17 protein-coding genes are annotated in these 18,151 nt (G+C 72.8%); 9 read left to right on the forward strand and 8 right to left on the reverse strand.

What is annotated here, in order from left to right; all coding sequences use genetic code 11:
* The first annotated feature begins 209 nt into the window (after window positions 1-209).
* Genes AB5J73_RS44475 through AB5J73_RS44490 form a run of 4 tightly spaced genes read left to right on the forward strand, consistent with a single transcriptional unit; the run spans window position 210 to window position 5,240 of the window.
* A complete protein-coding gene (locus tag AB5J73_RS44475) occupies window positions 210-3,071 on the forward strand; it encodes an alpha/beta fold hydrolase (protein WP_370965571.1) in 2,862 nt (953 codons plus the stop codon).
* A complete protein-coding gene (locus tag AB5J73_RS44480; RefSeq protein ID WP_370965573.1) occupies window positions 3,068-3,994 on the forward strand; it encodes an ABC transporter permease in 927 nt (308 codons plus the stop codon). The genes AB5J73_RS44475 and AB5J73_RS44480 overlap by 4 nt, the downstream gene beginning before the upstream one ends.
* Window positions 3,994-4,467 carry a hypothetical protein gene (locus tag AB5J73_RS44485; RefSeq protein WP_370965575.1) on the forward strand — a complete coding sequence of 158 codons (474 nt, stop codon included), beginning with the start codon at window positions 3,994-3,996 and terminating at the stop codon, window positions 4,465-4,467. Before AB5J73_RS44480 ends, AB5J73_RS44485 begins: the two co-directional genes overlap by 1 nt.
* Window positions 4,468-4,499: 32 nt before the next feature.
* Window positions 4,500-5,240: an enoyl-CoA hydratase/isomerase family protein gene (locus AB5J73_RS44490; protein WP_370965576.1), complete on the forward strand. Its 741-nt coding sequence runs from the start codon at window positions 4,500-4,502 to the stop codon at window positions 5,238-5,240.
* Here the strand turns inward: AB5J73_RS44490 and AB5J73_RS44495 are convergent.
* Complete coding sequence (locus AB5J73_RS44495; RefSeq protein WP_370965578.1) at window positions 5,237-5,737, reverse strand: SRPBCC family protein; 501 nt, start codon at window positions 5,735-5,737, stop codon at window positions 5,237-5,239. The genes AB5J73_RS44490 and AB5J73_RS44495 overlap by 4 nt on opposite strands.
* A 237-nt stretch (window positions 5,738-5,974) precedes the next feature.
* Here AB5J73_RS44495 and AB5J73_RS44500 point away from each other — a divergent pair, with 237 nt between their 5' ends.
* Entirely contained in the window at window positions 5,975-7,366 is a 1,392-nt protein-coding gene (locus AB5J73_RS44500; RefSeq protein WP_370965580.1) for a S28 family serine protease, read from the forward strand.
* 57 nt (window positions 7,367-7,423) lie between these two features.
* On the forward strand, window positions 7,424-7,810 hold the full coding sequence (locus AB5J73_RS44505; protein WP_370965582.1) for a VOC family protein: 387 nt from the start codon (window positions 7,424-7,426) through the stop codon (window positions 7,808-7,810).
* Here the strand turns inward: AB5J73_RS44505 and AB5J73_RS44510 are convergent.
* From AB5J73_RS44510 to AB5J73_RS44525, 4 genes are read right to left on the reverse strand one after another with little or no spacing between them, the layout of a single operon-like run.
* The gene (locus AB5J73_RS44510) at window positions 7,807-8,154 is read right to left on the reverse strand and encodes an MmcQ/YjbR family DNA-binding protein (RefSeq protein WP_370965584.1); all 348 of its coding nucleotides are present in this window, start codon (window positions 8,152-8,154) and stop codon (window positions 7,807-7,809) included. The genes AB5J73_RS44505 and AB5J73_RS44510 overlap by 4 nt on opposite strands.
* A 31-nt stretch (window positions 8,155-8,185) precedes the next feature.
* Window positions 8,186-10,342, reverse strand: coding sequence for an excinuclease ABC subunit UvrB (gene uvrB / locus AB5J73_RS44515; protein ID WP_370965586.1), 2,157 nt, complete (start codon window positions 10,340-10,342; stop codon window positions 8,186-8,188).
* Window positions 10,343-10,388: 46 nt separating this feature from the next.
* Window positions 10,389-10,985, reverse strand: coding sequence for a carboxymuconolactone decarboxylase family protein (locus AB5J73_RS44520; RefSeq protein ID WP_370965588.1), 597 nt, complete (start codon window positions 10,983-10,985; stop codon window positions 10,389-10,391).
* A gap of 11 nt (window positions 10,986-10,996) precedes the next feature.
* Complete coding sequence (locus AB5J73_RS44525) at window positions 10,997-12,505, reverse strand: DUF5685 family protein (RefSeq protein ID WP_370965589.1); 1,509 nt, start codon at window positions 12,503-12,505, stop codon at window positions 10,997-10,999.
* A 104-nt stretch (window positions 12,506-12,609) separates the two neighbouring features.
* Here AB5J73_RS44525 and AB5J73_RS44530 point away from each other — a divergent pair, with 104 nt between their 5' ends.
* Window positions 12,610-13,128 carry a DUF402 domain-containing protein gene (locus AB5J73_RS44530; protein WP_370965591.1) on the forward strand — a complete coding sequence of 173 codons (519 nt, stop codon included), beginning with the start codon at window positions 12,610-12,612 and terminating at the stop codon, window positions 13,126-13,128.
* A 243-nt stretch (window positions 13,129-13,371) separates the two neighbouring features.
* Window positions 13,372-14,880, forward strand: coding sequence for an ArnT family glycosyltransferase (locus AB5J73_RS44535; RefSeq protein ID WP_370965593.1), 1,509 nt, complete (start codon window positions 13,372-13,374; stop codon window positions 14,878-14,880).
* Here the strand turns inward: AB5J73_RS44535 and coaE are convergent.
* Entirely contained in the window at window positions 14,877-16,061 is a 1,185-nt protein-coding gene (gene coaE / locus AB5J73_RS44540; protein WP_370965595.1) for a dephospho-CoA kinase, read from the reverse strand. The genes AB5J73_RS44535 and coaE overlap by 4 nt on opposite strands.
* 240 nt (window positions 16,062-16,301) lie before the next feature.
* On the opposite strand from coaE, the gene AB5J73_RS44545 reads away from it, so the two are divergent.
* On the forward strand, window positions 16,302-16,547 hold the full coding sequence (locus tag AB5J73_RS44545) for a hypothetical protein (RefSeq protein ID WP_370965597.1): 246 nt from the start codon (window positions 16,302-16,304) through the stop codon (window positions 16,545-16,547).
* A gap of 499 nt (window positions 16,548-17,046) precedes the next feature.
* Here the strand turns inward: AB5J73_RS44545 and AB5J73_RS44550 are convergent, their stop codons facing one another.
* Window positions 17,047-17,493: an OsmC family protein gene (locus AB5J73_RS44550; protein WP_370965599.1), complete on the reverse strand. Its 447-nt coding sequence runs from the start codon at window positions 17,491-17,493 to the stop codon at window positions 17,047-17,049.
* A 5-nt stretch (window positions 17,494-17,498) separates the two neighbouring features.
* Window positions 17,499-18,119 (reverse strand): HD domain-containing protein, encoded by a 621-nt coding sequence (locus tag AB5J73_RS44555; RefSeq protein WP_370965601.1) that lies wholly within the window; start codon window positions 18,117-18,119, stop codon window positions 17,499-17,501.
* Window positions 18,120-18,151: the final 32 nt, after the last annotated feature.

Raw genomic sequence — 18,151 nt, forward strand, 5'->3', positions numbered from 1 at the left:
ACCGTGCTGACGACACCGCCGCGAAGGAATACTCCCCTCACAGCCGTTCCAGTCTGCCGGTTACCCCCACCCGAACGCCAGCCGGAACGCCGCACGTCACCGGGTTGGTCCTGTAATTTCGGTCACTTCGGTCCACCAGGTGGTCGGTAGCGTGTGATCGCTGTGAACCACGCGGAGCACTCTCAGCAAACCTCAAATAAGTTCTCCTCGTGCCCCGAATCCCGCTCCCGCGCACCCGCGGAGCCCGCCTCACCGCGCTCGCCGCCGTCGTCGTGGTCCTGGCCGCCGGCGCGGTCTTCTGGATCACGCGGCCCGCTGCGCCCGCGCCGGTGCCCACGCAGGACGCGCTGATCGACCTGCCCGCCGCGCCCGGGTCGGCGGAGCAGGTCAAGATCGACACGACCACCTACCTCCCCGCCACCGTGCCCGCGCCGGCGGTGCTGCTGGCGCACGGCTTCGGCGGGGACAAGAACAGCGTCGCCGACGACGCCCGCGAACTCGCGCGGAAGGGCTTCGTCGTCATGACGTGGTCCGCGCGCGGGTTCGGCAAGAGCACCGGCAAGATCGGGCTCAACGACCCGGACGGCGAAGTCGCCGACGCGAGCCACCTGATCGACCGGCTCGTCGCGCAGCACCAGGTGACAACCGATCCGAACGGCGACCCGAAGGTCGCGGTCACCGGGGCCTCCTACGGCGGCGCGCTCTCGCTGCTGCTGGCCGGCACGGACAAGCGCGTCGACGCGATCGCCCCGGTGATCACCTACAACGACCTCGCGCAGGGCCTGGTCCCGAACGCGGCCACGCCGGGGCCGGCGGCTTCGGGCACCCCGGCGGCCGGCGCGTTCGCGACCGACGGCGTGTTCAAGAAGAGCTGGGCCGGCATCTTCTTCTCGGCGGGCTCCGGGGCCGCGTCGAGCGGGTCGCCGTCGGCCGAAGCCCCGGAAGCCGGGCAAGAGACCGACACGGGCACCGCCGGCGCCGCGGGGACCGCGGCCGCCGTCCCCGCCGTGCCCCAGGGGGCGGGCGGGGGCCGCCAGAGCGGCCCGGCCGACCCGTGCGGCCGCTTCACCGCCGCCGTCTGCCGCGCCTACACCGAGCTCGGCACCACCGGGCAGGCGAGCCAGGCGAGCGTCGACCTGCTGCGCCGCGTCTCCCCCGCCTCCGTGACGGACAAGATCACCGTGCCGACGCTGCTGGTGCAAGGCGAAAGCGACACGCTGTTCGGCCTCGACCAGTCCGACGCCAGCGCCCGCCAGATCACCGCGGCGGGCGGGAAGGTCAAGACGATCTGGTACACCGGCGGCCACGACGGCGGCAAGCCGGGCCCGCAGCTGCGCGCCAAGATCGGCGACTTCCTGTGGACCGCGGTGACCGGCGGCGACCCGGGCACCGGCTTCAGCTACGACGTCCAGGGCACGTTGCGCGCCAACGGGACGCCGTCGGTCCGCACGGTCAACGCCGCCACCTACCCCGGCCTGACCGGCCCCGCGACCGAGCGGCGGCTGCTGGCGATGTCCGGCCCGGCGCAGCCGGTGGTGCGCCCGGCCGGGGCGAACCCGGCGGCGGTGAGCGGGATCCCGGGCCTCAACGGCGTCGCGAGCAGCTCGTCGCGGCTGGGCGCGCTCTTCAGCAACGACCCGCCGGGCCAGGCCGCGCAGTTCAGCACGGCCCCGGTCGACGGGCAGGTCGTCGTCAGCGGCTCGTCGACCGTGCGGCTGCGGGTCGCCGCGGACCCGGCCCACCCGCAGCCGGACGCCGTGCTGTTCGCGAAGCTCTACGACGTCGGGCAGGACGGCTCGCGAGTGCTGCCGGCGAACGCGATCGCGCCGTTCCGGGTGAGCGGGCTGCCCGCCGACGGCACGCCGGTCGAGGTCACCGTGACCCTGCCCGGCATCGTCCGCCCGATCGAGGGCGGCCACTCGCTGCGGCTCGTCGTCGGCACCACCGACCAGGCGTTCGCCGCTCCGGCCTCGCCCGCGGTCTTCCGGATCGCGCTGGCCGGCGGGACCGCGCTGGCCGTGCCGGTCGTGCCCGGGACGTCGGTCGGTTCGCCGGCCCCGGTCGGGCAGCTGGTCGGCATCGGCGTGACGCTCGCGATCGGCCTGGCCGTGGTGCTCTTCGCGGCGCTCCGGCGGCGCCGGGCCACTGACGTCGACCCGGAGCTGGCCACGACACCGCTGGTCATCGAGGGGCTGCGCAAGCAGTACGCGGGCGGGTTCGTCGCGGTGAAGGACCTTTCCTTCCGCGTCGAACCGGGCCAGGTGCTCGGCCTGCTCGGGCCGAACGGCGCGGGCAAGACGACCACGCTGCGGATGCTGATGGGCCTGATCACGCCGACCGAAGGCAGCATCCGCGTCTTCGGCCACAAGATCACCGGCGGTGCGCCGGTGCTCTCGCGGATCGGCTCGTTCGTCGAGGGTTCCGGGTTCCTGCCGCACCTGTCCGGCCGGGAGAACCTCGCGCTGTACTGGGCGTCGACCGGCCGTCCGGACGAGAAGGCGCACTTCGCGGAGGCGCTGGAGATCGCCGGGCTCGGCTCGGCCGTCGACCGCCGGGTGCGGACCTACAGCCAGGGCATGCGGCAGCGGCTGGCGATCGCGCAGGCGATGCTCGGCCTGCCGGAGCTCATGGTGCTCGACGAACCGACCAACGGGCTCGACCCGCCCCAGATCCACCAGATGCGCGAGGTGCTGAAGCGGTACGCCGCGACCGGCCGCACGGTGGTGGTCTCCAGCCACCTGCTGGCCGAGGTCGAGCAGACCTGCACGCACGTCGTGGTGATGCACCGCGGTTCGCTGGTGGCCTCGGGCGAGGTCGGCGAGCTGGCCGCGGCCGGCGGCGAGGCGACGTTCCGGGTCGACGACCCGGCCGCCGCGGCCGCGGCGCTCAAGGCGGAGGGCGGGGTCACCTCGGTCGACGTCGAGGGTGACCTCGTGCACGCCGATCTCGACGGGCTGCCGCGCGCCGAGGCCGTGGCGGTCCTGGTCCGCGCCGGTGTCGCGGTCGAGCAGGCCGGGCCGCGGCGCCGGCTCGAAGACGCGTTCCTGCAACTGGTCGGAGAAGAATCGTGAGTGACTCAGGCGTGCACACCGACCCGCACGCGCTCGACGAGCTGAGCGACGTCGCTTCGGCCGAACACGCCGGCGTCGGCGCGGACGGCGCCGTCGAGGGCTACAGCGCCCGGCGGACGCTGCGGCTCGGCGTCGAACTGCGGCGCCAGCTCAAGCGGCGGCGCACGCAGTTCCTGCTCGGGTTCGTCGCGATCCTGCCGTTCATCCTGGTGATCGCGTTCGAGCTCGGGCAGTCCAACCCGAACCGGCGCAGCGGCGGGTTCGTCGACCTGGCCACGGCGTCCGCGCCGAACTTCGTCGTGCTGGCGCTGTTCGTGTCCGGGACGTTCCTGCTGCCGATGATCGTCGCCCTGTTCTTCGGCGACACCATCGCGAGCGAGGCGTCGTGGTCGAGCCTGAAGTACCTGCTGGCGGTGCCGGTGCCGCGGCAGCGGGTGCTGCGGCAGAAGGCGATCGTGTCCGGCCTGCTCTCGGCGCTCGCGCTGGTGCTGCTGCCGCTGGTGTCCCTCGGTGTCGGCGTCCTCTGGTACGGCGCGGGCGACGCGATCAGCCCCACCGGCGACGCGGTGTCCTTCGGCGACAGCCTGCTGGCCATCGCACTGTCCACTGTGTACATCATCCTGCAGCTGGCCTGGGTGGCCGGGCTCGCGCTGGCGCTGAGCGTCTCGACCGACGCCCCGCTCGGCGCGGTCGGCGGCGCGGTGCTGGTGGCGATCCTGTCCCAGATCCTCGACCAGATCACGGCGCTGGAGGGGCTCCGCAACTACCTGCCGACGCACTACGCGTTCTCGTGGATGGACCTGATCTCCACCGACGTCGACTGGACGAACCTGGCGAGCGGCCTGCTGTCGGCGGTGCTCTACGGAACGGTGTTCTTCCTGTACGCCGGGCGGCGGTTCGCGCGGAAGGACATCACGAGCTGATGACCGCCGCGGTGACGGGCCATCAGCCGCCGGCACCGCTGGTGAAGACGTTCAACGCGGTGCTTCGCGTGCTGCTCCCGAGCCCGCTCGGGCGCGGCGTCCGCGAGTTCCTGCTGCTCGGCTTCACCGGCCGCCGGTCCGGCCGGCGCTACCGGATCCCGGTGACCGCGCACCGCGACGCCGCCGGGCTGTACGTGCTCACGCCCGCGGGCTGGCGGCTGAACTTCACCGGCGGCGCGGACGCCGACGTGACGTTCGCCGGCCGGACCACGCGGATGCACGGCGTGCTCCTCGACGACGGGCCGGCCGTCGCGCGGCTCTACCTGGACCGGATCACCGAACTCGGGCTGCGCGGGGCGGCGCGGCAGATCGGCCTGGCGTTCCCGGCCGGCCGGCTGCCGACGCTCGGCGAGGTCACCGAGTTCGTGCGGCGGGAGCACTTCGGCGTCGTCCGGTTGAGCGGCAAAACCTGAGCGCGCCGGCCGGCGGGGGTACGGTCGGGCTCGTGCCGATCACGCTGGAGAGCCACCAGGACATCGCCGTGCTGCGGATCGACCACGGCGGCGGCAACACCCTCGACACGGACTCGTGCCGCGAGCTCGTGCTGCGGCTGGAGGAAGTCGACCAGGCCCGCGCGGTGGTGCTCACCGGGACCGGGCGCGTCTTCTCCGCGGGCGTCGACCTCAAGCGGGTGGACGACGGCGGCGCGTCGTACGTGTCGCAGTTCCTGCCGCTGCTGTCGGACGCGCTGCTGGCCGTGTTCGGCTGCCCGCGTCCGGTCGTCGCCGCGCTGAACGGGCACGCCATCGCCGGCGGTACCGTGCTCGCCGCCGCGTGCGACCACCGCGTGCTCGGCACCGGCACGGTCGGCGTGACCGAGCTGCTGGTCGGGCTGCCGTTCCCGCTGGCCGCGCTGGAGATCCTGCGCTGCGCCTACGGCACGGCCCCGCTGCCGTCGCTCACCTACTCGGGCGAGACCCGCGGCGGCGAGGACGCGCTGGCCGCGGGTCTGGTCGACGAGCTGGCCCCGCCGGGCGAAGTCCTCGATCGGGCGCTCGCCGTCGCGACCCGGCTCGGCGAGCTGCCGCCCGAGGCGTTCACCCACACGAAGGCCCAGATCCGGCAGCCCTTCCACGAGCGGATCGCCGAGTACCGCCACTCCGACGACCCCGAGGTCGAGCGGCTGTGGCGGTCGCCCGCGGCGCTGGCCGCCGTCAAGTCCTATGTGGACCGGGTGCTGCGTTAGGCGCGCACACCGCTTTCGGCGAGGGCCTTGATGCCTTCGACGGTCTTCTGCATGTTGGCCTGCAGCTCGCCGAGCCGCATCGCGACGATCTCCTCCTCGTGCTCGGGCATCGAGCCGATGATGGCCGTCAGGTTGGACGGGCCGGGGCCGATCTGGGCCCACTGGCGCAGGACCGTGCCGTCGCCGTCCGGAACGAGCTCGAACTTCCACGACGCGGCGGGGTTGGTCACGTCCATCACGGCCCACGCGAACAGCCGCCCGGGCTCGTAGCCGGTCACCGTCGAGACCGTTTCCCACTCCCCGGCGACCGGGTGGGAGTTGCGGCCGCGGAACTGCGCGCCGAGGCCGGGCTCGGTGCCGTCGACCCAGCCGCCGCCCTGGAACTCGGTGGAGAACCGGGCCGGCAGGTCGACGTCCAGCAGCCAGGACCAGACCTCGTCCGGCCCGGCTTCGATGCGGACTTCGACCTGCGTCGTAGGACAGTCGGAAACCTTCATGGCGGACCCCTCGCTCGATGCCGGTGCCTACGGCTTCGGACGGTAACGTGGCGCCGATCACGCGGACAACTCGCACGGTGCCCGCGGCTGCGCACGGTCGAGGACGCCGACCCGGCGCCGGCCGCACCCGCCGAAAGTCGGGTCCTGACCGAATCTGCGCCCGGACAGCCGATTGCCGACCCCGGCCGGTTCTGTGAGGGTCCCACGGAGAGTTCGGTGAGCCGGGGAGGGTGCTCGATGCGCAGACTGTTCACCGCAGGCGCGGTCCTGCTGGCGCTGGCGGGCCTGGCCCCGGCGGCCGCGGCGGCCCCCGACATCAAGGCCGAGCTGCAGAAGATCCCCGGCCTGACGATCACGTCGGAGGACCCGGCACCGGCGGGCTACCGGTTCTTCAAGCTCACCTACACCCAGCCCGCCGACCACCGCCACCCCGGCGCGGGCACGTTCCAGCAGCGGTTCACCCTGCTGCACCGCGACTTCGCCGCCCCGACGGTCGCCTACACGAGCGGCTACAACGTCAGCGGCTCCCCCAACCGGTCCGAGCCGACCCAGATCGTCGACGGCAACCAGCTGTCGATGGAGTACCGCTACTTCACGCCTTCGCGGCCGGAGCCGGAGAACTGGGCGAAGCAGCTGACGATCTGGCAGGCCGCCGCGGACGAGCACCGCGCGGTGCAGGCGTTCAAGGCGATCTACCGGGGCAACTGGCTGGCGACCGGCGGCAGCAAGGGCGGCATGACGGCGACCTACTTCCGCCGCTTCTTCCCCGACGACGTCGACGCGACGATCCCGTACGTCGCCCCCAACGACGTCATCGACCCGGTCGACGTCTACAACCGGTTCCTCTCGCGCGTCGGCAACGACCCGGCGTGCCGCGACGCGTTGAAGGCGATCCAGCGAGACGCGCTCAAGCGCCGGGACGAGCTGGGCGCCATCGCCGCGGCGGACGCGGCTCAGCGGGGGCTGACGTTCTCGATCGTCGGCTCGGCGGACAAGTCCCTCGAGATCTCGGTGATCGACTCGTACTTCGCGTTCTGGCAGTACCAGACGCAGGCGGACTGCGCGACGGTCCCCGCGGCGGGCGCGCCCGCCGCGGAGGTCTACGCCTGGTACGAGAAGGTGGAGAGCCTCAACACGTACTCCGACCAGGACCTGGCGCCCTACATCCCGTACTACTACCAGGCGGCGGTCCAGCTGGGCTCCCCCGAAGCGTACGACGGCTACCTGCGCGACCTGCTGCGTTATCCGGGCGCCGACCAGCCGAAGACGTTCGTGCCGTCGTCGATCCGCCTGCCGCGCTTCGACTACCCGGCCATGCCGGACATCGACTTCTGGGTGAAATCCCGCGGTACTCGCCTGCTGTTCGTGTACGGCTCGAACGACCCGTGGGGCGCGGAGCCGTTCGAGCTGGGCTTCGGCAGCCGCGACTCGTACCGGTACTACGTCCAGGGCGGCAACCACGGTTCGAAGATCGCGCAGCTGCCCGCCTCCGAAGCCGCTGCGGCGACGGCGACGATCCGCCGCTGGGCGGGCCTCCCGGCGGCTCCGGCGCTGACGGCGCGCAGTGCCCCGGCCGGCTTCCCGGAGTTCGACGCGGACCTCACCCTGACGGAGCGGCCGCCGCTGTGACTTTCGCCGGGCCGGGCGTAGTCTCACGGCACCTGACGTCCGGCCCGAGGAGGCGGCATGCCTCGTCCCGTCCACTTCGAGATCCACGCGGGTGACCCCGAGCGCGCGGTGGCCTTCTACACGAACGTGTTCGGCTGGAAGTTCGAACGCTGGGGCGAGGCCCCGTACTGGGTGGTCTCGACCGGCGAAGGCAACGGCATCGACGGCGGGCTCCTTCCCCGCCAGGGCCCCGCGCCCGAGGAGTCCGCGCCGATCCACGGGTTCGTCAACACGATCGCCGTGACCGATCTCGACGCGTCGCTCGGTGCGGTCACCGACGCCGGCGGCACGCTGGCCCTGCCGAAGAACCCGGTTCCCGGGGTCGGGTGGCTGGCCTACTGCAAGGACACCGAGGGCAACGTCTTCGGCCTGCTGCAGCCGGACGAGAACGCCCCGGCGCCTTAAGGGCGTTTCGCCTTCGGCAGCCGCGCGACGACGGAGTCGTACGACGCGTCGATCAGCTCTTCGAGCTCGGCGTCCGGGACTCCGGCGCCGAGCTGGACGCGGTTCCAGCCGTAGCGGCCGAGGTAGTCCATCATGGTCACCGCGCCCGGGTGGCGGGCGCGGAGCTCGGCCGCTTCTTCTTTCGTGGCACCGCACTTCACGGCGACGCTGCCGGGTTCCTCCTGCCCGATGAACGCGAAGCCCTTGCCGCCGACCTTGGCGACGAGCACGTGGTCGCCGAAGGGGTAGGTCTCCTGCGCACCCGGCATCCCGAGGCAATACGCGACCACAGCTCGGACGTCCACGGCTCCACCCCCTCCGGTTCCCGGGTCGGTGCTACTTGATGCCGGCCGCGTCCATGCCCCTCAGCTCCTTCTTCAGGTCGGAGATCTCGTCGCGCAGCCGGGCCGCCAGCTCGAACTGGAGGTCGCGGGCCGCCTGCATCATCTGGTCGGTCATCTGCTGGATCAGGTCCGCGAGCTGGGCGCGCGGCATCGCCGAGACGTCCTTGTCGACCAGCATCCCGGAGCTGCGCACCCGATCGCCCTGCTCCGGCTTCTTGCCGCGCGAGGAGTTGCGGCCCGAGCCGCCCACCGAGACCTGCTCGCTGTCTTCGGCCTCGCTGTACACGCGGTCGAGGATGTCCGCGATCTTCTTCCGCAGCGGCTGCGGATCGACGCCCCGCTCCTCGTTGTAGGCGACCTGCTTCGCCCGGCGGCGGTCCGTCTCCTCGATCGCGTGCTGCATCGAGTCGGTGATCTTGTCCGCGTACATGTGGACTTCACCCGAGACGTTTCGCGCCGCCCGCCCGATCGTCTGGATCAGCGACGTCCCGCTCCGGAGGAAGCCCTCCTTGTCCGCGTCGAGGATCGCCACCAGCGACACCTCGGGCAGGTCGAGACCCTCGCGCAGCAGGTTGATGCCGACCAGCACGTCGAAGTCGCCCGCGCGCAGCTGCCGCAGCAGCTCGACGCGGCGCAGCGTGTCGACCTCCGAGTGCAGGTAGCGCACCCGGATGCCCAGCTCCAGCAGGTAGTCGGTCAGGTCTTCGGACATCTTCTTGGTCAGCGTGGTGACCAGGACGCGCTCGTCCTTCTCCGCCCGCTCGCGGATCTCGTGCACCAGGTCGTCGATCTGGCCCTCGGTCGGCTTCACGACCACCTTCGGGTCGACCAGACCGGTCGGCCGGATCACCTGCTCGACGAACTCACCGCCGGCCTGGCCCATCTCGTACGGCCCCGGCGTCGCCGACAGGTACACCGTCTGCCCGATCCGGTCGGAGAACTCCTCCCAGGTCAGCGGCCGGTTGTCGACCGCGCTCGGCAGGCGGAAGCCGTACTCCACCAGGTTCCGCTTCCGGGACATGTCGCCTTCGTACATGCCGCCGATCTGCGGGACCGTCTGGTGCGACTCGTCGATCACCAGCAGGAAGTCGTCCGGGAAGTAGTCGATCAGCGTCGCCGGCGCCGACCCGGCACCACGGCCGTCGATGTGGCGCGAGTAGTTCTCGATGCCGGAGCAGAAGCCGACCTGGCGCATCATCTCGATGTCGTAGGTCGTGCGCATCCGCAGCCGCTGCGCTTCCAGCAGCTTGCCCTGCCGTTCCAGGTCGGCGAGCCGCTCCTCGAGCTCCTTCTCGATGCCCTGGATCGCCTTTTCCATCCGCTCCGGACCGGCGACGTAGTGCGTCGCCGGGAAGATGCGGACCTCGTCGACCTCCTTGACGATGTCCCCGGTCAGCGGGTGCAGGTAGTAGAGCTTCTCGACCTCGTCGCCGAAGAACTCGACCCGGATCGCCAGCTCTTCGTACGCCGGGATGATCTCGACCGTGTCGCCCCGGGCGCGGAACGTGCCGCGCGCGAACGCGATGTCGTTGCGCGTGTACTGGACGTCGACCAGCGCCCGGAGGAAGACGTCCCGGTCCAGCTGCATGCCGATCTCGAGCTTGGACGACCGGTCGAGGTACGACTGCGGCGTGCCCAGGCCGTAGATGCAGGAGACACTGGCGACCACGATGACGTCCCGCCGGGACAGCAGGTTCATCGTCGCCGAGTGCCGCAGCCGCTCGACGTCGTCGTTGATCGAGGAGTCCTTCTCGATGTAGGTGTCCGTCTGCGCGATGTACGCCTCGGGCTGGTAGTAGTCGTAGTAGCTGACGAAGTATTCGACCGCGTTGTGCGGGAACAGTTCGCGCAGCTCGTTGGCCAGCTGCGCGGCGAGGGTCTTGTTCGGCGCCATGACCAGCGTCGGCCGCTGGACGCGCTCGATCAGCCACGCCGTCGTCGCCGACTTGCCGGTGCCGGTGGCGCCCAGGAGCACGACGTCCTTCTCGCCGGCGTTGATCCGCCGTTCGAGCTCGTCGATGGCCGCCGGCTGGTCACCGGCGGGCTGGTACTCACTGACCACCTCGAAGCGGCCGCCGGTCCGCGGGATCTCCGAGACGGGCCGGAAGTCGGACTGGGCGAGCACGGGGTGTTCGGTTGCGAAAGCCACGGGAACCAGAGTAGGCCCCAGCACCGACAATTTCCGTCGGCCCTGGTCAGGACGGTCGGTAGACCGTCAGCGACGTCACTTCGCCGCCGGTCACGGTGCAGTGCAGGACCGCGCCGGGAGCGGGGTCGTCGCCGAAGCAGGAGACCAGGACCCGGTCGGGCCCCACCGCCTGCACCTCGACGCGCGGGAACTCGGCGAGCAGGTCACCGTCGGCCAGGTGCGCGAGCACGACCTCACGCGGCGAGGGCGGCGGCGGGATCGGCAGGCCGTGGCCTTCGAAGAGGCGGTTCAGCTGGTCGGCGGCGGAAACGGCGCGCGGGAAACCGGCGAAGGCGGCGGTCTGGACGACGACTTCGCAGACCTCCGCCGGCGCGAGCCCCGCGGCGAGTCCGGTCCGCAGGTGGACGCTCAGCGGCGGCCCCACCATCCCGGCGGCGACGATCGCGGCGAGCGTCGCCGCCTCGCGCGTCCGGGCATCGAGGGCCGGCCGGTCGTGGAGGTGGCCGTAGACCGTGCCGACGGCGAGTTCGCCGAGGGCCGGGACCGTGGCGAAGAGGGCGTCGAGACGGGCTTCGCCGCCTTCGACGAGTCCGGCGAAGTTCTCGCGGCCTCGGGCGTGGAGGCGTTCCATCGGGTCGGTCATCGCTTTCCCTCTCAGCCGCAGTCGCAACAGGAGCAACAGTCGCAACAACCGTCACAGCCACCGCAGTCGCAACCGCCGGTGGTGTGCGGCTTCCCGCTCCAGGGGCCAGGGTAGGGATCGCGGCAGCAGAATTGGCAGGTGCAGCACATGTAGGGCGTGAGGGCGCAGCCGACGAAGAAGTTGCGCTTCTTCGGGGGGACGGCGAATTTCGGGTACCAGAGACCGCCACCCTTGCCGTCGAGGGGCTCGGGGTTGCCGGAACCGCCTGGGCCTCCGGGTCCGCCCGGGCCTCCGCCTCCCGGGCCTCCGGGCCCACCCGGACCTCCAGGGCCGCCCGGCCCACCTGGACCACCGCCTCCTGGACCGCCGGGCCCACCTGGGCCGCCGCCACCCGGCCCGCCCGGCCCACCTGGGCCGCGACCACCGGGACCTCCCGGGCCGCGACCACCCGGAGCGCCCGCCGGCGGCACGGGCCCCGGCGGCGGAAACCCGTGCGGCCGCGGCGAACCACCCCACCCCGGAGGCTGCTGCGGAGCCGGCCCGGGCCCGATCCACCCCGGCTGCTGGTGCGGGTGCTGCTGCGGAGTGGGCCCCGGCCCGATCCAGCCAGGCGGTGGCTGCTGCCCGACCGGACCGTCCTGCCCCAGCTCACCATGCCCGTACCCCGCACCATGACCAAATGCGCGCCGGACCGCCTGCCTCAGCTCGTGGACCAGCAACGCGTGCACCAGCCCCGCCTCGGTGAACTCCACCTCCCGCAGCGCCAGCTCGACCCCCAGCACCGCGTCGTCGCACAGCCGCCGCGCCTCCGCGACACCCGTTCCCGTCGCCAGCAACGGGTTCCACGCCCCCACCGTCGCGTCGGCCGCGTGGTCCTCCACCGCGTCCAGCAGGTGTGCTACCCGCCCGAACAGGCGGCCAGCCTCCGCCAACGGGGCCGCGTTGCCCGGCCGTCCCGACAGCTCCGCCGTCCGGGCGAACGCCGCCGAAGTCGCCAGCTCGGCCGGTTCGGTCGCCAGGAGGGGCGAATCCCCGGACCCGAGGGAACGCTCGATCTCGCCCTGGCGCTCGACCGCCTCCGTCAGCACCGCCGTGTCGAAGCCGACCCGGCCGCCCGTGCGGCCGCCCTGGTCCGCCCAGCGGGCCGCGACCCGGCGGGCCGCGAACGCCACCGGGCGCCTGCCGAAGGCGCCGTCGCGGTCCTCGACGTGGTCGCCGACCTTCGCCGCCGCCAGTACCAGGGACACCGCCGCCGCGAGCTGGGCGCCTTCGCCGCGGGCCACCGAAGCCGTCCGCATGCCGCGCAACGGGCACGGCCCCGCTTCCCGGCGGCCGTCCGCGTGCGGGGTCTGGGCCTCGACCAGCGCCGAGATGATCAGCCCGTCGTAGTTGGTGACGACCCGCGCGAGCTGGCCGTGCTCGTCACGCAGTGTGAGGCACAGCCCGCACAGGTGCGCCAGCCAGTCCGCGTGCAGGCCGGCCGACAGCCGGTGGCGGCACGGCCTGATGATCCCGAACATCCCCGGTTCCCCTCGCTTTCCGGACGGTCGGCGCACCTTAGCCCGAACGTGTGGCGCACGCGGCGGGAGTGCGCGATTCGTGACCGGCCCGGCAGGATGACCGCATGGCCGCACTGCACCCCCCGAAGGTCGAGGTCTTCGACCCCGTCGCGCGCGAGAACATCGACCCGAAGGGCATCCGCCGGGAAGTCGAGGAGTACCGCGAGGAGCCGTTCGGCCTGTACCTCGCGCGCCCCACGCCGGGCCGCGCGCAGTTCCACTACCTCGAGTCGTGGCTGGTGCCCGGGCTCGGCCTCCGCTTCACCGACTTCTGGTTCTCCCCCGGCCACGAGCGCGACCAGGACTTCTACCTCGACGTCGTCCGCGTCCGCCGCGACGGCCCGCGCTGGGTCGCCACCGACCTCTACGTCGATCTCGTGCTCAAGGACAAGCTGTCGCTGCGGGTGATCGACTCCGACGAGCTCCTCGAAGCCCACGCGGCGGGCCTGGTCACCACCGAAGACGCCGAGTTCGCGCTGAAGACGGCCTACGCCGCGGTGGAAGGACTCGCCGCGCACGGCTACGAGCTCTCGGCCTGGCTGTCCACAAAGGACGTCACGTTGACCTGGCGGCGCCACCCCTAGCCCGCATCCTCCGAAGGGAGGACACGATCCGGACCGTTGTGATGACGCGCCGGCCCGCCCCGCCGCGCGACCCTTGATCCATCGGCACCGAGCCGGGAGGGGGAAGCGACATGGCGGTCACACCGATCGGCGTCCGGGCACGCGCTTGTGAGCCGCGTCCCCGGCACCGGCGCCCGCGCGGTGGCGCACAGCCGCGGCACGTAGGGTGCGGGAGACCGGGTGCCCTCGAGGAACAGGATCACGATGGACGCCGTAGCCACGGCCCCCGACCAGGCGAAAGCCGAGCTCGCGCCGTTCGCCCGGCTCCCGGTCCTCTTGCTCGCGGCCGGGACGGCGACGGCCCTCCTCCTCACCGCCGGCCGCTACGGCTACTTCGGGGACGAGCTGTACTTCCTCGCCGCCGCGAAGCACCTGGCCTGGGGTTACGCCGACCAGCCGCCGCTCGTCCCCGCCCTGGCGTGGGTGATGAACACGCTGGCGCCCGGTTCGCTGGTCGTGTTCCGCGTCCCGGCGATCCTGGCGACCGCCGCGGGGGTGGTCGTCACCGCGCTGATCGCGCGCGAGCTGGGCGGGCAGCGCAAGGCGCAGGCCCGTGCCGCGGCGGCGTACGCGATCTGCGGCCAGTTCGTCGGCAGCGGGCACTACCTGGCGACGTCGACGATCGACCCGCTGCTGTGGACGCTCGTGCTGTGGCTGCTGGTCCGCTGGGTCCGAACGCGGAACGACACGCTCTTGGTCTGGCTCGGCGTCGTGACGGCGGTGGCGCTCAACGGCAAGCTGCTCATCGGCGCGTTCTGGCTGGTGGCGGGCGTGGCGGTGCTCGTGTTCGGGCCGCGCGAGCTGTTGCGCCGGCCGAAGCTCTGGCTGGGGGCGCTGATCGCCGCCATCTCGCTGGTGCCCACGCTCCTGTGGCAGCGCGCGAACGGCTGGCCGCAGCTCGGCATGGGCGACGCGGTCGGTGCGGAGGTCGACGCCGCGGGTGGCCGCGAAGCCTTCCTCCCGAACCTGCTGGCCGGCGCCGGCTGGGTGATCGGGGCGCTCGGTGTGCTCTACGGCGTCGTCGTGCTGCTCGGGAGCCGGGAGCTGCGGCCCTACCGGTTCCTGGGCTGGACGGCGCTGGGCGTCGTCGCGGTGTTCCTGGTCGCGAACGGGCGCTACTACTACGCGGCCGGGACGTTCGGCGTGCTGTGGGCGGCTGCCGCCGTGCACCTGGAAGCGCGGCCGCCGGCCCGGTGGTGGCGGTGGGTGCCGACCTGGCCCGTGTTCGTCGTGTCCGCCCTGTTCAGCCTGCCCTTCACGCTGCCGCTGTGGCCGGCGCACTGGCTCGTCGACCACCCGGGCGCACCGCGGCCCGCGTACGCCGCCGAGGAGATCGGCTGGCCGGACCTGGCCCAGGACGTCGCCGCGCTGTACCGCACCGCGCCGCCGGGCACGGCCGTCGTCACCGGCGGCTACTGGCAGGCGAGCGCGCTCGGCCGGTACGGGCCGGAGCAAGGACTGCCCGAGGCCTATAGCCCGAGCCGGGGCTTCTGGTACTTCGGCCGTCCGGACGACAGCGCGGGCAACGTGCTCTTCGTCGGCTACGACCCGTCGAAGCTCGCGAAGCACTTCGGCGACGCGCGGATCGTCGGGCAGGTCGGCAACCGGCTCGGCGTGCGCAACGCGAGCGAGCACCTGCCCGTCTGGCTGCTCACCGGCCGGACCGGGAGCTGGGCCGAGATCTGGCCGCAGCTCAAGGACATGCGCGCTTAGGGCGTCCAGCCGGTGGCCGCCGCCCACTTCTCGGCGCGGGCGAACACGCCGTTGACCCACTCCTGCTTCTCGTCGGCGTAGGCCTCGACCGTGCCGTCCGCGGCGTGCGCCGTGGCCAGGCGCAGCTTCACGTCGCGGTAGTCGTCGCGCTCGTCCGGGTTCGCGCGCAGGAAGTCGCGGAAGAGCAGCGCGAGGCGCCACGCGGGGGTCTCGGTGGACCGGACGTGGAGGTTCACCGGCCGCTTGGGGTCGCCGCCGACGTGCAGGCGCTTGGGCCACGTCCCGGTGCCGTCCTGGGCGTCGTCGGCCCAGTCGCCCGCCAGCCGGGGGAAGCCCGCGTCGGAGAGCAGCTCCAGCAGCGTGTCCGCGTCCGCCAGGGTGGCCACAGTCAGCTGCAGGTCCAGGATGTCCTTGGCGGGCAGGCCGGGGACCGCCGTCGAGCCGATGTGGTCGGCGCGGCGCGCGAGCTCCCCCGCCGCGGCGCGGACGCGGGCGAGCACGCGCTCGGCCTGCGCCGGCCAGGTCAGGTCGTACTCCGCGATCTTCGGCGACATCGGCGGCCGCGGCCGGCGCAAGCGCACGTTCGCCTCGAACGGCACCAGCCGGTCCGCCCACAGCGCGTCGACCTCGGCGAGCACGGCGTCTTCGGCGCCGCCGTTGTCCAGCCAGACGTCCGCGACGGCGCGGCGCTGCTCGGTACTGGCCTGCGCGCGGATCCGCGCCCGCGCGTCGTCCTCGGCCATCCCGCGCGCCGAGACGAGCCGCCGCACCCGGACCTCGACCGGCGCGTCGACCACCACGACCAGGTGGTACGCCGTCGCGAGACCGTTCTCGACCAGCAACGGGATGTCGTGGACGACGATCGAGTCCGGCCGCGCGGCAGCCATCAGCTCGCCGGTGCGCGCACCGACGAGGGGGTGCACGATCGCGTTCAGCCGCCGCCTCGACTCGTCGTCGGCGAACGCCCTCGCGGCCAGCGCGGCCCGGTCGAGCGCCCCGTCGGCGGTGAGGATCCCGTCGCCGAACTCCTCGGCCAGCCGGGCCAGCCCCTCGGTGCCGGGCTCGACGACCTCACGAGCGATCCGGTCCGAGTCCACGAGCACGGCCCCGTGCTCGGCGAGCCGGTTCGCCACGGTCGACTTCCCGGCCCCGATCCCACCCGTCAACCCCACACGCAACATGCCGATCACCCTAGCCAAGCGCGGCGTCCCGGCCCGCCAGGGCGGCTCGCGGCGGGTTTTGCCACGTCGGAGGCCGTGCCCCGGCCGACCGGCGGAGCCACTGCAGACGAACGGGCGATCCGCAAGTCGATCGTGACGCGTGACTCAACCGATATCCGGACACGCCGTGTTGCTTACCCACCCCCGCCGGTCCCGGTGCGTACCGTGCGCGCGACAAGGGTCGCCCACGGCGGAGGAACGATGGCGGACAGCAAGCACGTCGGGAAGCACCGGCTCGGCACGCCGGGGCTGGCGCACTGCGTTCTCCACCGCCCGGTCGCCGACGCCTTGGCGGACTACCGGCGGACCTGGCTGAGCGCGCTGCTGGTCCCGGCCAAGCACAGCTTCGCCGGCCTCCGCCGCAAGGCCCGCGCCGCCGCACTCGAGCGCATCTGGGTACCGGCCGTCGTCCCACGCGCAGCCACGGCAACCGTCCGCGCCGCCTGACCGCGCCCGATTGCGGCGCCCGACGGCACAACCGGGCCCGTCACGCCGCGCGTCCCGGCCGTCGGCACCGCCCAACCGCGACCGCCCGACCGGGGCCGTCCGCGCCGCCGCACTCGAGCGCATCTGGGTACCGGCCGTCGTCCCACGCGCAGCCACGGCAACCGTCCGCGCCGCCTGACCGCGCCCGATTGCGGCGCCAGACCGCACAACCGGGCCCGTCACGCCGCGCGTCCCGGCCGTCGGCACCGCCCAACCGCGACCGCCCGACCGGGGCCGTCCGCGCCACCCCATCGCGACCGCCCCCACCACGCGACCGCGGCCATCCGCACCGTCCGCCGCCCGCGACCGCACCGCCCGACCGCGCCGCTCGCACCGCCTGACCGCCACCATCCGCACCGCCCGACCGCACCGCCCGACCGGAGCCAGCCGCACCGCCCGACCGCCACCGCCCAATCGCGACCGCAGCACCACCCGAGCGCGACCGCCCGGCCAGAGCCGGTCAGCGGCCGGCTTCGCGTGTTTCGATCACGATCTCCGACGACAGCGTGCGGTGCACCGGGCACTTGTCCGCGATCACCATCAGCTTCGCGCGCTGCTCGTCGTCGAGGTCGCCCTCGAGTTCGATCTCGCGCGTGATCCGGCTGAGCAGGCCGATCTCCGTCTCGCAGCGCTCGCAGTCGCGTGCGTGGATGCGGTCGTGGCGCAGCCGGACCGTCGCCCTGGCCAGGGGGATGCCCTTGCGGTCGGCGTACATCCGCAGCGTGATCGCGGTGCACGAACCCAGCGACGCCAGCAGCAGCTCGTACGGGTTCGGGCCGGCGTCGGCGCCGCCGGCTGAGACAGGTTCGTCTACGAGTAGCTCGTGGGTCGCCGTCGTGACCTGCTGCGTGTAGGTGCCGTCGCCGCTCGCGGTGACTACGACCGTGCCGGGGTCGGGGTGCGCCATCCGGGTCAGTCCTCCCAGGGTGATTCTTCGATCGTGGTCACGAAGTCCTGCCGGACGAAGCCTGGCACGAACCGGGCGAGAACATCGGCTTTGACGTTGCCGAAGGTCGTGTCGGGACGATCACGGATGCCTTCGGTGAACGCGGCGAGGATGCGCCGCTTGAAGTCCGGGCGCGGGTGCGCGGCCACGACGGCGGCCCGGTCCGCCGCGGGCAGGTCGTGGTAGCCGATGCCGAGGACGTCGTACTCGACGCCCACCGTCACCAGTGCGACCTCGGGTTCCATGTGCTCCGGGAGGCCGGGGGTGGTGTGCAGCGCGATGGCCGTCCAGGCGACGCGGGCGCGTTCGGGGTCGGCGCCGTGGTCGAGCAGGAAGCGCCGGGCCTCGTCCGCGCCGTCGAGTTCGAAGCGGCGGTCGCTCCGGTGGCCGTCGACGAGGCCGAGGTCGTGGAACAGCGCGGCGACGTAGAGCAGCTCGGCGTCGAACTCCAGGCCGCGCCGCCGGCCTTGGAGGGCGCCGAACAGGTAGACGCGGGCCGAGTGGTCGTACAGCAGCGGGCCGGCGGTGTCGCGCACGTACTCGGCGGCTTCGCGGGCGAGGGCGGTGTCCGGGACTTCTGGGGTCATGACGCCGACGATGCCCGTCCGCGCGGTGCTCG

It is taken from the genome of Amycolatopsis sp. cg9, assembly GCF_041346945.1.
Classification (GTDB): domain Bacteria; phylum Actinomycetota; class Actinomycetes; order Mycobacteriales; family Pseudonocardiaceae; genus Amycolatopsis.